The sequence below is a fragment of the Phenylobacterium sp. genome (assembly GCF_025351295.1).
In the GTDB taxonomy this organism is placed as follows: Bacteria; Pseudomonadota; Alphaproteobacteria; order Caulobacterales; family Caulobacteraceae; genus Phenylobacterium.
Window position 1 is genome coordinate 23416 of record NZ_JANXWD010000042.1, and the last position, 13371, is coordinate 36786.

At 70.3% G+C, this 13371-nt stretch carries 14 protein-coding genes; 6 read left to right on the plus strand and 8 right to left on the minus strand.

The window, feature by feature from the left end; genetic code table 11:
• Positions 1–12 precede the first annotated feature (12 nt).
• On the plus strand, positions 13–435 hold the full coding sequence (locus Q0R13_RS06380; protein WP_293901170.1) for a GFA family protein: 423 nt from the start codon (positions 13–15) through the stop codon (positions 433–435).
• On the opposite strand, the gene Q0R13_RS06385 is transcribed toward Q0R13_RS06380, so the two are convergent.
• From Q0R13_RS06385 to kdsA, 7 genes are all read right to left on the minus strand, one after another.
• Positions 436–1530, minus strand: a complete 1095-nt coding sequence (locus Q0R13_RS06385) for a M14 family metallopeptidase (RefSeq protein WP_293901173.1) — start codon at positions 1528–1530, stop codon at positions 436–438.
• Entirely contained in the window at positions 1527–2531 is a 1005-nt protein-coding gene (locus Q0R13_RS06390) for an NADP-dependent oxidoreductase (protein ID WP_293901176.1), read from the minus strand. The genes Q0R13_RS06385 and Q0R13_RS06390 overlap by 4 nt, the downstream gene beginning before the upstream one ends.
• A gap of 34 nt (positions 2532–2565) precedes the next feature.
• On the minus strand, positions 2566–3657 hold the full coding sequence (locus Q0R13_RS06395) for a DUF3089 domain-containing protein (protein ID WP_293901179.1): 1092 nt from the start codon (positions 3655–3657) through the stop codon (positions 2566–2568).
• A 2-nt stretch (positions 3658–3659) separates the two neighbouring features.
• The gene (gene rfaD, locus Q0R13_RS06400; RefSeq protein ID WP_293901182.1) at positions 3660–4661 is read right to left on the minus strand and encodes an ADP-glyceromanno-heptose 6-epimerase; all 1002 of its coding nucleotides are present in this window, start codon (positions 4659–4661) and stop codon (positions 3660–3662) included.
• A gap of 12 nt (positions 4662–4673) precedes the next feature.
• Positions 4674–6161, minus strand: a complete 1488-nt coding sequence (gene rfaE2, locus Q0R13_RS06405) for a D-glycero-beta-D-manno-heptose 1-phosphate adenylyltransferase (RefSeq protein ID WP_293901185.1) — start codon at positions 6159–6161, stop codon at positions 4674–4676.
• A 137-nt stretch (positions 6162–6298) separates the two neighbouring features.
• Positions 6299–6631: a hypothetical protein gene (locus Q0R13_RS06410; RefSeq protein WP_293901188.1), complete on the minus strand. Its 333-nt coding sequence runs from the start codon at positions 6629–6631 to the stop codon at positions 6299–6301.
• Positions 6632–6857: 226 nt separating this feature from the next.
• Positions 6858–7706: a 3-deoxy-8-phosphooctulonate synthase gene (gene kdsA, locus Q0R13_RS06415; RefSeq protein ID WP_293901190.1), complete on the minus strand. Its 849-nt coding sequence runs from the start codon at positions 7704–7706 to the stop codon at positions 6858–6860.
• A gap of 176 nt (positions 7707–7882) precedes the next feature.
• On the opposite strand from kdsA, the gene Q0R13_RS06420 reads away from it, so the two are divergent.
• Genes Q0R13_RS06420 through Q0R13_RS06435 form a run of 4 tightly spaced genes read left to right on the plus strand, consistent with a single transcriptional unit; the run spans position 7883 to position 11475 of the window.
• Positions 7883–9094, plus strand: a complete 1212-nt coding sequence (locus Q0R13_RS06420) for a cyclopropane-fatty-acyl-phospholipid synthase family protein (protein WP_293901193.1) — start codon at positions 7883–7885, stop codon at positions 9092–9094.
• A 45-nt stretch (positions 9095–9139) separates the two neighbouring features.
• Complete coding sequence (locus Q0R13_RS06425) at positions 9140–10141, plus strand: cysteine synthase A (RefSeq protein WP_293901196.1); 1002 nt, start codon at positions 9140–9142, stop codon at positions 10139–10141.
• Positions 10138–10974: a 3-mercaptopyruvate sulfurtransferase gene (gene sseA / locus Q0R13_RS06430; protein ID WP_293901199.1), complete on the plus strand. Its 837-nt coding sequence runs from the start codon at positions 10138–10140 to the stop codon at positions 10972–10974. Before Q0R13_RS06425 ends, sseA begins: the two co-directional genes overlap by 4 nt.
• A 3-nt stretch (positions 10975–10977) precedes the next feature.
• Positions 10978–11475, plus strand: a complete 498-nt coding sequence (locus Q0R13_RS06435) for a GNAT family N-acetyltransferase (protein ID WP_293901202.1) — start codon at positions 10978–10980, stop codon at positions 11473–11475.
• Positions 11476–11698: 223 nt separating this feature from the next.
• Here Q0R13_RS06435 and Q0R13_RS06440 read toward each other — a convergent pair whose 3' ends face one another.
• Positions 11699–12799 carry an amino acid ABC transporter substrate-binding protein gene (locus Q0R13_RS06440; RefSeq protein WP_293901205.1) on the minus strand — a complete coding sequence of 367 codons (1101 nt, stop codon included), beginning with the start codon at positions 12797–12799 and terminating at the stop codon, positions 11699–11701.
• A gap of 85 nt (positions 12800–12884) precedes the next feature.
• On the opposite strand from Q0R13_RS06440, the gene Q0R13_RS06445 reads away from it, so the two are divergent.
• Positions 12885–13371: PLP-dependent transferase (locus tag Q0R13_RS06445; protein ID WP_293901208.1), on the plus strand; the 487-nt coding region annotated here is incomplete at its 3' end.

Genomic DNA, 13371 nt, shown 5'->3' on the forward strand with positions numbered 1-13371 from the left:
GGAGGCGCGAGCATGTGGACCGGCCGATGCCTTTGCGGCGCCTGCGCCTACACGATCAAGGGCGACCCGGTTGTCGTCGCCCACTGTCATTGCCTGGACTGCCAGCGGCTCAGCGGTGCGGCGCATACGACCGGCGCGATGTTCCCGGAGGCGGCCGTGACGATCACGGGGAAGCCCGCGTCCTTCGCCCTGACAAGTGACGCGGGCAACACCGTCACTCGGCTGTTCTGTCACACCTGCGGGAGTCCGCTATTCGGGACGAACACCGGCATGCCGGGCTTCATGACCGTCTGCGCCGGCACGCTCGACAATTCGGAAACGCTGAGCCCACAGGTGGCCGTGTTCGCCAGAACCCGGCGGGGCTGGGACGCCATGGATCCATCGCTTCCGACCTTCGAGGGTCAACCGAGTTGGAAGCCCCCCGACGGCGTCTGATCAGCTTGCGCTCACCGCTTTCGTCAGCCCCGCCACCGCCTGTCGCGTGGCGATCAGCGACTGGCCCAGCACCATGCCGCGCCACAGGTCGGTGTCGACGTAGAAGGCCGCGCGGATCTGCGCCTTGATGGCTGCTGCGTCCGGGCCGGTCGGGTCGCCGTGGGCGTGGAGCCAGTTGTCGGCGCGCAGGGCGCCCATCACCTTGCCGGACTCCACCGTGCCATACTCCAGGGCGATGCCGGTGACCCGCGCGTGGCTGAGCAGCCGGGGCGCGGCGTCCAGCCAGTCGCCGGCCAGCCTGGCCGAGACGCTGTCGCCGCCGGTCAGGCTGGTGGCCGCCGCGCCATGCCAGTCGCGGGCGCGGCGGTATTCCGCGCTGTCGGGCGCGGCGCTGACGATCTGTTCCGCATAGCCCTCGGGCCCCAGGCCGGTGTGATAGTCGATCAGGCCGATGTCCGACGCGCCGGCCATCCGGTCGCGGAAGACCGCGGTCAGGGTCCGCCGCGACCAGGTCTCGCCCGCGCCGCCATAGAAGATGCCGTCGGGATGGTTGTACTGGCCCCCCGACAGCGCCTGGACCAGGGCCGCCGGCCCGTGCTCGCGGGCATAGGCCCTGAGGACGGCCCGCGAGGCGGCCTGGCTTGTCTCGCCCCAATCCGCAGGCTTCACGGCCGCAGCGAGCCCGTCGTATTCCGGGTTGGCCGGCAGCGGACCGGCGAAGTCGATGAAGTTGCGGTTGAGGTCGACGTTCTCATGAGTCACGCGCCGGCTCCAGGCGAAGCCGTAGGGGTTGATCGCATGGACCAGGCAGACGGCCAGGCGCTGGCCCAGCCGCGCCGCCTCCCCGCGCCGCAGCCAGTCGACCTGGGCGCCCGAGCCGCAGTGGCCCTCGACGCCGTGGGTGCCGGAGACCAGCATCAGCACCGCGTCCGCATCGGCCGGTCCGATCCAGGCGACGTCGGTGGTGAGGTCGCCGTCATCCGGCCCGCGCTCCGGATGGCGATAGTCCGACAGGGTCGCGCCCGCCGCCGCCGCCGCCTCGCGGAATTTCGCGCGCGCCTCGGCATAGGTGGGGCTGAAGGGCGAGGTGCTCAAACCCGGACCATCCGCTTGCCCCGGTTCTCGCCGCCCAGCAGGCCGATCAGCGCCGACGGCAGGTTCTCCAGCCCGTCGATGATGTCCTCCTGCACCTTCAGCCGGCCATCGGCGACCCAGCCCTGCAGGTCGGCCAGCGCCTGGTTGTTCTGGGCCGCGAAGTCCATCACCACGAAGCCGCGCAGGGTCAGGCGCTTGGTGACGATCAGGCCGGGGATGCCACGCGGGCCGTGCGGCGGCGGGGCGCCATCGTACTGCGAGAGCGCGCCGCAGCAGGCGATGCGGCCGAAATTCTTCATGGCGAACAGGCAGGCCTCGAACACGGCGCCGCCGGTGTTGTCGAAATAGACGTCGATGCCATCCGGAACCGCCGCGCGCAGTTGCCGCTTGAACTCCGTCGACTTGTAATCGACCGCCGCGTCGAACCCGAGCTCGTCCACCAGCCAGCGGCCCTTGGCCTCGCCGCCGGCGATGCCGACCACGCGGCAGCCCTTGATCTTGGCGATCTGGCCGACGATCGAGCCCACGGAGCCGGCGGCGGCCGAGACCACAACCGTGTCGCCCGCCTTCGGCTGGCCGCACTCCAGGAGACCGAAGTAGGCGGTCAGGCCGGCGATGCCGTAGACGCTGAGCAGGTGAGTCTCGGGCTTCAGGTCCGGCTGCTTGGCCAGGTGCTTGCCGGGCAGGACGGCATATTCCTGCCAACCGGCGTCGGCGAACACCAGGTCGCCGGGCTTCAGGTGCGCCACCTTGGATTCCACCACCTCGGAGAGGCCGCCGCCGGCCATCACCTGGCCGCCGGTCAGGGCCGAGCGATAGGTCGCCCCCTGCATCCAGGCGCGGTTGGCGGCGTCGAGAGAGATATAGCGGGTCTTCAGCAGCACCTCCCCCTCGCTCGGCGTCGGCCGCTCCGCCACGTTCAGGACGAAGTGATCGGGGGCCAGCTTGTCGCCGGCCGGCAGGCGATCCAGCAGGATCTGGCGGTTGGAGCTCTCGGTCATCTGGGCGTGCTTCCTCTGGTTGGGGCGAAGCTTGTCACCCCGCGAGCCATGCGGCCAGCCGCTGCTTGGCGTCGGCTTCGACGTCGGCATAGAACAGGTTGAAGCCGGGGACCTTGCGGCGATCGGCCCAGTCACCGGTCTGCTGCAGCGAGGCCGATTTCGGGCGGCTCACCCGCAGGACGCCGCCTTCGCAGCGGGCGGACACCTGCCGCGCCATGAAGGCCGGGCGCGCGCCCCATTCCAGGCCCGTGGCGTTCACTGCCCCGAGGTGCAGGCGGACCGGCGCCGACTGGGTGGTGACCGCCCCCAGCACCGGGTTGAAGCAGAGCGCGGCGCGCGGCGCCAGGTTCACCAGTTCCCCCCGGTCGTTCCACACCAAGGCGCGGGCCAGCAGGCGCTGGGCGGCGTCGAAGTCCCCCTCGTCGACCCGCGCCCAGGCCGCCACGCAGGCCGTCTGGCCGCGCCGCGCGCAGGGCGGCGCCGGCGGGGCGTCGGCCGGGACGACGGTGTCCATCAGATAGGCCGCCACCATCCGGCCGCGCACCGCGGGATCGCGCGTCACCTCCTCGGCGATCAGCCGCGAAGCCAGGGTGCCGCCCTGCTCCACGCCAACGATCAGGAAGGGCCGGCCGCCGTTGTCGCGCGCCAGGTAACTGCGGAAGGCGTCGCGGACGTCGCCATAGGCGAACTGCCGCGCCTCGCGGGCGTCCTCGCGCAGGGTGGTCAGACTGTAGAGGCTGGCCTGCCGGTAGCGGGGGGCGAAGATGCGGCCCACGCTGACGAAGGGTCCCACATAGTTGGGCGCCATCTCCTCTCGGAACTGCCGGCTGGCCTTGGGGTGGTCGATGCGGGCGTTCCAGTTGTGCCCGCCGCTATAGGTGGTGGGGGCCACGAAGAAGACGTCGGCGGCCAAGGTCGATCGGGGCCCGGGCCGCAGGTACCAGGCCCGCGCGGTCGCGTAGTCCGGCGCGGGCGGCGGGTCATAGGTCTGGAACGGCACCTTGGGGTCCAGCCGGGTCGAGACGATGTCGCCCCAGAACACCGCCACGCCGCCCGTCAGCACGACGACGAGCGCCAGCAGGGTCGGGACCAGCCAGCGCCTGCGTCGCGGGGCCGGCGGGTCCATGGTCAGCGGTAGTGGTCGGGCTGGCTGAGGAAGCCGCCGACATAGTCGCCGATCCCCGCCTCCAGCGAGGTCAGCGGCTGGGTGTAGCCGGCGGCGGCCAGGCGCTCCATCCGGGCTTCGGTGAAGTACTGGTACTTGTCGCGGATGGCCGGCGGCATGGGGGTGTATTCGATCTGGGCGTTCTTGCCGGCCGCGGCGAACACCTGCCGCGCCATGTCCTCGAAGGTCCGCGGCTGGCCGGAGCCCAGATTGTAGATGCCGCTCACCTGCGGGTTCTCGAACAGCCAGCGGGTTACGTCGGCGGCGTCGCGCACATAGAGGAAGTCGCGGCTCTGGCCGCCGTCGGGCACGTCCTTGCGATAGCTCTTGAACAGCTGCACCGCGTGGCCCTCGCGTACCTTGGGCCAGATCTGCGAGGCCACCGACTTCATCGAGTGTTTGTGCTCCTCGTTCGGCCCGTAGACGTTGAAGAACTTCAGGCCCACCCACTGCGGCGGGGCATAGTCGCGCGACGCCTGGCGCGCGGCGAACAGGTCGAACAGGGCCTTGGACCAGCCGTAGGTGTTGAGCGGCCGCAGGCGCGCCAGCGCCTCGTATTCGTTGTCGTCGTCGAACCCGTGCTCGCCCGCGCCATAGGTGGCGGCGGACGACGCGTAGACCAGCCGGCGCTGGTGGTCGGCGCACCAGCGGAACAGGTCGCGGCTCAGGGAGAAGTTCGAGCGGATGATCTTGTCGGCGTCCGGCTCGGTGGTCGACGAGACGGCGGCCATGTGGACCACCAGTTCGATGTCGCGCCAGCGCTTCTCCAGCCAGTCCCACATCTCGTCCGGCGCCACGAAGTCGCCGATCGGATGCTTGGCGATGTTCTTCCACTTGCCCAGGTCGGCCTCGCGCAGGCCGTCGCAGACCACCACGTCCAGCTCGCGGTCCTCGGCCAGTTTCGCGACGATGTTCGAGCCGATGAAGCCCGCCCCGCCGGTGATGAAGATGATCCGTCTAGTCATTGCGGCGGCGCCTCATGCCTGTTCCTTGTCGGCCTGGGCCCGGGTCATCCGGGCGATGGCGGCGGTGGTGGAATAGCCGTCGACGATCTCGGCCAGCTTAACCTCGCCGCCCCAGGACTTCACCAGGTCGCCGCCCACCACCTGGTCCTCCGAATAGTCCGCGCCCTTGACCAGCACGTCTGGCCGGGCGGCCTCGATCAGCTTTACCGGGGTGGCCTCGTCGAAGGGCGCCACCAAGTCGACGCTGCGCAGGCCCGCCAGCACCAGGGCGCGACTTTCCAGGTCGTTAACCGGCCGTCCCTCCCCCTTCAGCGCCCGCACCGAGGCGTCGGAGTTCACACCGACGATCAGCCGGTCGCACCAGGTCCGCGCCTGGGCCAGATAGGCCACGTGGCCCTTGTGCAGGATGTCGAAGCAGCCGTTGGTGAACCCCACCCGCAGGCCCTGCGCGCGCCAGCGGGCGACCTCCTCGACCATCCGCTGGGCGGTGGCCACCTTGCCCTCGGCGTGGGCCGAGTGCGCCGACAGCACGGCCTCGACCAGTTCGCTGGCGCCGACGGTGGCGGTGCCGGCCTTGCCCACCGCCACGCCGGAGGCCAGCTGCGCGAAGGCGATGGCGCTCTCCAGGTCGGCCTCGGCGGCCAGCGCCAGGCCCAGCGCGGCCAGGGCCGTGTCGCCGGCTCCCGAGGCGTCGAACACCTCCCGCGCCGTGGTCCGGAAATGGCGCACGGCCTCGCCGCGCAGGCCCAGGGACACCCCCTTGCCAGCGCGGGTGACCAGGACGCCCCGGGTGGCCCAGAGCTCCAGCGCCCGCGCGATCGCCGCCTCCAGCTCCGCGTCGGTCCCGGTGGGGAGGTCGGTGGCGTAGGACAGCTCGGCGGCGTTGGGCTTCACCAGGTCGATCTCGCCGTAGCGGGCGAAGGCGCGGGCCTTGGAATCGACGATAACCTTGGCGCCGGTGGCCGCAGCGGTCTCGCGGGCCGCGGCGATCACCGCGTCGGTGACCACCCCCTTGCCGTAGTCGGAGATCAGGATCACGCTCGCGCCGCGGGCGGCGTCACGGATCGTGCCGATCAGCCGCTGCTCGACCTCGCCGGTGACCGGGCGGCTCTCCTCCAGGTCCACGCGCAGCAGCTGCTGGCCGCCGGAGATGAACCGGGTCTTCAGCGTCGTCGGCCGTCCGGCGTCGGTGACCAGATAGCCGTCGATGGCTGGCCGCGCCTCGCCCACCAGGCGCGCGGCGTCCTGGCCCTCGGCGTCGCCCCCGACCAGCCCGACCAGGGCTACCGAACCACCCAGGGCCGCGACGTTGCGGGCGACATTGCCCGCGCCGCCCAGCATCTTCAGCTCCCGCTGCCGCGCCAGCACCGGGATCGGCGCCTCGGGCGAGACCCGGCTGACGCTGCCATAGACGAACCGATCCACCATCAGGTCGCCGACACAGGCCACCCGCTTGCCGGGAACGTGCGCCAGGAGGGCTTGGAGGGCGGCCAGATCCATGGCGTCAGGGTGTGCGGCGGGTCGCGCGAGCGGTCAAGGCGTGCGAGCGGCGGCCAGGACTCGCTTGACGTTGCGGGCTCTGGGGAATGGCCGTTGGTCGGCGGGAAACCCCTGGCGGCTTTCGCCCCGTCTCGGGCCTAGGCCTTCTGCACCGGGGCGTCGCGCCAGATCAGCGGCGCGGTGGCCAAGACGAAAATCAGAAACAGCGCTTGCGCGGCCACCGGCCAGACCATCGCGTCGAACGCGGCAATGGCCCAGATGTTGTGACCCACGTCTGACACCATGATGGCCAGGGTCAGGACAACTCCAAGGCGAGGTCGCAGAAACAGGAGCACGGCGGCCAGAGGGTCAAGGACGGTCAGCGAGTTCCAGAAGATGACGCTCGCCAACGGTACGCGATCGTTCCAGCCATAGATCAGGGTGGCGACATGAGTGCAGGTCCCGATCGCCAGGCAGAGAGCCCAGACCATTCTTACGGGCTGGGCCAATGACCTTGCCATTGCGGTTGGGCCTTCGATCCATCAAGCGCGACAACCCAGCAGGTCCACAACCCAGTGGCAAGTTTCCACCCCTATCCCGCATTCGGAGCGTCCGCGTGGCGACGGCGCGTAGGTGAACAGCAACAAACAGCCGTCATCCCGGCCGTAGGGCCGCGGCAGCGGGCCGAAATTTCACAGGTCTGGTTGAGACTGGACGCTAGCCTACAACCTCGCGCAGTGCCTTGAGCTGTTTCAACAGCCCCGCAGCGGCCTCCAGCGGTAGCGCGCTCGGCCCATCGCACAGGGCCTTGTCCGGATCCGGGTGGAATTCCAGGAACACCCCGTCGGCGCCGGCGGCAACCGCCGCGCGCGCGATCACCGGCACGCCGCTGCGCCGTCCGCCCGTGGAGCCGCCGTTGGCGCCGGCCACGGCGCCTGGCAACTGCACCGCGTGGGTGGCGTCGATGGTCACCGGGGAGCCCAGGTCCTGCATCTGGCCGATGGCCAGCATGTCGACCACCAGGTTGTTGTAGCCGAACGACACGCCTCGCTCGCAGAGGATCGTCCGGTCTTCGCCGATGGCTTCCTTGACCTTGTCGAGGATGTTGCGGCAGTCGCCCGGCGCCAGGAACTGGCCCTTCTTCACATGCAGCAGGCCGCTGGCCGCCTGGGTGGCGCGCGCGGCGGCCACCACCAGGTCGGTCTGGCGGCAGAGGAAGGCCGGGATCTGCACCAGGTCGGCGATGGCCGCCACCGCCTCAGCCTGGCCGATCTCGTGCAGGTCGGTGCAGATCGGGGCGTTCAGCGCCACCTTCACCGCGGTCAGCATGTCGAGCCCCTTTTCCAGGCCCGGCCCCCGGTAGCTGAACACCGACGAGCGGTTGGCCTTGTCGAAACTGGCCTTGAACACGAACGGCAGGCCGAGCTCGGCGCAGACCCCTCGCAGGTGGCGGCCCACCTCCAGCGCCAGGCCCAGGTCCTCCAGCACATTCAGCCCGGCGATCACCACCAGAGGCTGTCCGGAGCCGATGGCGAGCTTCCAGCGATCGAGCGTCAGGACGGCCATGGGGGCTCCTCGGGGTGGCGACCCGCGGCTCAATGGCCCCTGCCGCCTGGCTACTCAACCGGGAAAGATCGCGTCGGACGCGTCTCCCGCCTCTTGCCGCCCGTATCCTGATCCGTCAAATGGCGCCGGGGACGACTCTTCGGCGCCTTCTCGAAGCCCGGGTTTGGGGGAACTGCATGAACGCGCGTTCGCAGGGACTAGACATCAGCGGGACGCCGCTGACGTTCCGCACCGCCGCGCGATCGATGATCCAGAACTGGGCCATCGGCGTCATGACCTTCGTTCTGCCCGACGGCCGCCACATCCGCCTGGAGGGCGCCGAGCCCGGCCCCGAGGCCAGGCTGGTCATCCACGACTACAACTTCATGAAGCGCACCCTGAACACCGGCACCATCGGGTTCGGCGAGGGCTATATGGCCGGCGAGTGGGACACGCCGAACCTGTCGATCCTGCTGCAGGTGCTGGCCTCCAACTTCGCGCGCTTCGAGCGCGTGGCGTTCGGCAACCCCTGCATGGCCCTGGTGAACCTGATCCACCACGCGCTGCGCGGCAACAGCCGGCTGGGGTCGAAGAAGAACATTCACGCCCACTACGACCTGGGCAACGCCTTCTATTCGCGCTGGCTGGACCCGACGATGACCTATTCGGCGGCCATCTACGAGAAGCCGGGCGAGCTGCTGGCCGAGGCCCAGGCGCGCAAGTACCGCACCCTGTGCGAGGGCATGGCGCTGCACCCCGACCACCATGTGCTGGAGATCGGCTGCGGCTGGGGCGGGTTCGCCGAGTTCGCGGCCAAGGACGTGGGCGCCAAGGTCACGGCGATCACCATCTCCGAGGAACAGTTCAAGTTCGCCAAGGAGCGGATGTTCAAGCAGGGCCTGAACGAGCGCGCCGACATCCGGCTGGTGGACTACCGCGACGTGGCGGGCAAGTTCGACCGCGTCGCCTCGATCGAGATGTTCGAGGCCGTGGGCGAGCGCTACTGGCCGACCTATTTCGACAAGATCCGCGAGAGCCTGCCGCCGGGCGGCATCGCCGGCCTGCAGATCATCACCATCCGCGACGAGCTGTTCGACCACTACCGCCGCACGCCGGACTTCATCCAGAAGTACATCTTCCCGGGCGGCATGCTGCCCTCGGAGGAGCGACTGAAGGCCGAGACCGACCGGGCGGGCCTGGCGTGGGCCGGGATCAGCCGGTTCGGGGCCAACTACGCCGACACCCTGGCCGAATGGGGCGTGCGCTTCGACGCCGCCTGGGACGAGATCAAGCACCTCGGCTTCGACGAGCGGTTCCGCAAGCTGTGGCGCTTCTACCTGAGCTACTGCGAGGCCGGCTTCCGCACCGAGCGGACCGACGTCGTCCAGCTCAACCTCTGCAAAGCTTGACCGGGCCCCTGTTCGCGGCGCGCCGCCTTCCTTAAGTAGGCGGCCATGCACGTCGCCGGCAGCATCATCGACCTGATCGGAAACACCCCGCTGGTCCGGTTGCGCCGCGCCAGCGAGCAGACCGGCTGCGAGATCCTCGCCAAGGCCGAGTTCATGAACCCCGGCCAGTCGGTCAAGGACCGGGCCGCGCTCTACATCATCCGCGACGCCGAGCGGAAGGGCCTGCTGCGGCCCGGCGGTCGGATCGTCGAGGGCACCGCCGGCAACACCGGCATCGGGCTGGCCATGGTCGGCAAGGCGCTGGGCTACAAGTCCACCATCGTTATCCCGCGAAGCCAGAGCCAGGAGAAGAAGGACGCCATCCGCCTCTATGGCGGGGAGCTGGTGGAGGTGGACGCGGTCCCCTATGCCAACGAGATGAATTATGTGAAGTATTCCGGTCGCTTGGCGGCGGAACTTGACGCGACCGAGCCGGCCGGCGCGGTCTGGGCGAACCAGTTCGACAACGTCGCCAACCGCGAGGCCCACGTGGAAGGCACCGGCCCGGAGATCTGGCGGCAGACCGATGGCAAGGTCGACGGCTTCATCAGCGCCGTGGGTTCCGGTGGCACCCTGGCCGGCGTCGCTCTCGCGCTGCGGGCCCGCAATCCCAAGGTGCGCATAGGCCTCGCCGACCCGTACGGCGCGGCGCTCTATGCCTGGTACACGGACGGCGAACTGCGTTCCGAAGGCTCGTCGATCAGCGAGGGGATCGGCCAGGGGCGGATCACCGCCAACCTGGAGGGCCTGGCCATCGATCACGCCTACCGGATTTCCGACGAGGAGATGCTGCTGGCGATCTTCGACCTGATGGAATTCGAGGGGCTGGTGATGGGCGGCTCGACCGGCATCAACGTCGCCGGCGCGATCCGGATGGCCAAGGAGATGGGCCCCGGCCACACCATCGTCACCCTGCTGTGCGACCACGGCCAGCGCTATCAGTCGAAGATCTTCAACCCGGCCTTCCTGCGTGACAAAGGCCTGCCAACCCCCGCGTGGCTGGAATGACCGATCCCCTCGTCTCGACAACCTGGCTGGCCGAGCGCCTCGGCGACGACGACGTGCGGGTGGTCGACGCCACCCTGCCCCTGGTCGGCCAGCCCGGCCAGGGTCGCGACAGCTACGTCGCCGGCCATATCTTGGGCGCGGTGTTCTTCGACATCAACGCCATCGCCGACCGCGACACCGACCTGCCGCACATGCTGCCGACCCCGGCGGCGTTCGCGGCGGCGGCCGGCGCGCTGGGACTGGCCCGGGAGGCGACGATCGTCGTCTACGACGCCCACGGCATCTATTCCGCCCCGCGGGTGTGGTGGACGTTCAGGACGATGGGCTATCCGCGGGTGTTCGTGCTGGACGGCGGGCTGAAGGCCTGGCGCGCCGAGGGACGGCCGGTCGAGACCACCGAGGCCTCGCCGCAGCCCGTGGCCGTGGAGCCGGCTTTCGACTGGCGGCTGGTGACCGACCTCGACAACGTGCGCGAGGTCCTGGCCGCCGGCTCGACCCAGGTGGTCGACGCCCGCTCCGCCGCCCGTTTCCGCGGCGAGGCGCCGGAACCGCGCGCCAGCCTGCGATCCGGCCACATGCCCGGCGCGCTCAACCTGCCCTTCAACCTGGTGGTCAACGCCGACGGGACCTTGAAGTCCGTCGATGACCTACGGGCGGCCTTCGCCCACGCGGACCTCGACCGGCCCATCGTCACCACCTGCGGCTCAGGCGTCACCGCCTCGATCCTGGCCCTGGCCCTGGCCCGGCTGGGCCGGTTCGACGTGGCGGTCTACGACGGCTCGTGGAGCGAGTGGGGCGCGCGGTCCGACACGGCGGTCGTCACCGGGGCCTGAGCCGTGGAGATCCGCCTGGCCCGCGAGAGCGACCTGGCCGACCTGCCCCGCGTGGAACTGTCGGCCGCCGAAGCCTTCGCCGGGCGCGACGTGCCGCCCCGGGTGTTCACCGATGTCACCTCGCCCGACGAGTGGCGGCCCTACCTCGCGACCGGGACCTTGTGGGTCGCCGAGACCGGCGGCCGCCCTGAAGCCTTCCTCGGCGCGCATGCGGAGGGCGGGCGGCTGCACATCGACGAATTCGCCGTGGCCCGCGACCACCAGGGCCAGGGGACCGGCCGGCGGATGCTGGCGGTGGTCGCCGACTGGGCCCGCGCCCACGGCTTCGCCTGCCTGAGCCTGACCACCTTCCGCTCGCTGCCCTTCAATGGCCCGTTCTACGCCGCCGCCGGGTTCCGCGAATGGACGCCCGAAGCGGCCCCGGCCACGATCCGCCAGCGGCTGATGTACGAGGCCAACGCCGGCTTCAAGGACCGCTGCGCCATGCGCCTGGAGCTGTAGGGCGGGCGCCGCCAGAACCCCTTTTTTACCTTATCCCCACCTCAGGATCGTCATCCCCGGCCCTGTGCCGGGAATCCGTCGTGCCACCGCCCTGATCGGGGAAGCAGGCCGCACTGGGCGGCCTGCCGCAATCGCGCAAGCCGAAGCATGGGTCCCCGGCACAAGGCCGGGGATGACGGTCGAGTGGGAGGGGCAAAGGCGAGTTTACCCCTGGGCCAGCCCCCTACCGCATCGGCGGCGCGTACATCAGGCCGGGGGTTGGCGCGTTCCATAGCGCATTCAGGCCGCGGTCCAGGCGCAGGGCCGAGTCCGCGCCCAGGTCGCGTCGGAACATCTCGTTGTAGGGCCCCACCTGGCGGATCACCTGATAGGCCCAGTCCGACTTCAGGCCCAGCAGCGCGCCCAGGTCGCCGTCCACGCCCAGCAGCCGTCGCGCCTCCGGGTCGGTCGCGGTTTCGCGGGCCTGTTCGACGGTCCGCGAGGTCAGGCCCAGTTCCTCGGCCAGCAGGGTGGCGTAGACGCTCCAGCGGACGATCTCGCCCCAGGCCGGATCGTTCTGGCGAACGACGGGACCCAGCGGCTCCTTGGAGATCACGTCCGGCAGGATGACGTGGGCGGCGGGATTGCTGAGCAGGGACCGCGTCGCGGCCAAAGCCGACACGTCGGCCGTGAAGGCGTCGCAGGTCTCGCTCTCATAGAACTGGCGGGCCTGGGCCTCCGAGGTCGTCGTCACCTTGCGGAACTTCATCCCGCGGACCCGGAAGTAGTCCTCCATGTTGCCGGCGCTGGCGGTGCCGGCCTGGACGCAGATCCTCGCGCCGGCCAGTTCCTGGGCGCTGTTCAGCCCCAGGGCCTTGGGGACCAGGAAGCCCTGGCCGTCATAGTAGGTGGTGACCGGGAAGCTGACGCCCAGCCCGGCGTCGCGGGCGAAGGTCTGGGAGGTGTTGCGCGACAGGATGTCGATCTGGCCAGACTTGAGGGGCCCGAACCGGTCCTGGGCGCCGATGGTGGTGAAGCGGACCTTGGCGGCGTCGCCCAGCGTCGCGGCGGCCACCGCCCGGCAGACGTCGACATCGAACCCGCGCCACGCGCCGCGCGCATCCGGCAGGGCGAATCCGGGCAAGCCCGGATGCACCCCGCAGGCCACATAGCCGCGCTTGCGCACCGCCTCCAGCGTGGGGCTCCTGGCCGGCTTGTACCCCGGCGCTGCGGCCGTCACCGGCTGGGCGGACGTCGCGGGCGGCGGCGGCTCGGCGGGCTTGGGCGCGGAACAGCCGGCCAGGGCGACCGCCAACACCGACAAGGCCGCGAGGCCCCGGTTCATCGCTGCTCCCTTGAAACCGAGAAAGGCTTGAGGCTCTAACTGCCGCTGGCACTTTCGCCAGCGTCGCCAGGCCCCGCAACCCCGCATGTCCGACGAGACCCGCCTGATCCACGCCGGAAGACCGGCCGGCCCGCTGGCCAGGACCGTGGGCCCGCCGATCCAGAAGGGCTCGACGGTGCTGCTGCCCAATGCCGACGCGCTCTACGACGACGCCCACTACCTCACCTACGGCCGCGCCGGCCTGGCCGCCCAGGCGGCGTTGCAGGAGGCCCTGGCGGTGCTGGAGGGCGCGGTCGGCGTCTCGCTCTATCCCTCGGGCATCGCGGCGATCTCCGGGACGATGATGGCGCTGCTGAAGGCCGGCGACGAGGTGCTGGTGGTCGACAACGTCTACAAGCCGGTCCGCCGGTTCTGCGACAACGTCCTGAGGCGCTTCGGCGTGGCGGTGACCTACTTCGACCCCCGCGCCGCCCCCGAAGCCCTGGTCGGCGAGGCCTCGGACGCCGTGCGGATGATCCTGATGGAGACGCCCGGATCGCTGTCGTTCGAGATGCAGGACATGCCGCGGGTGG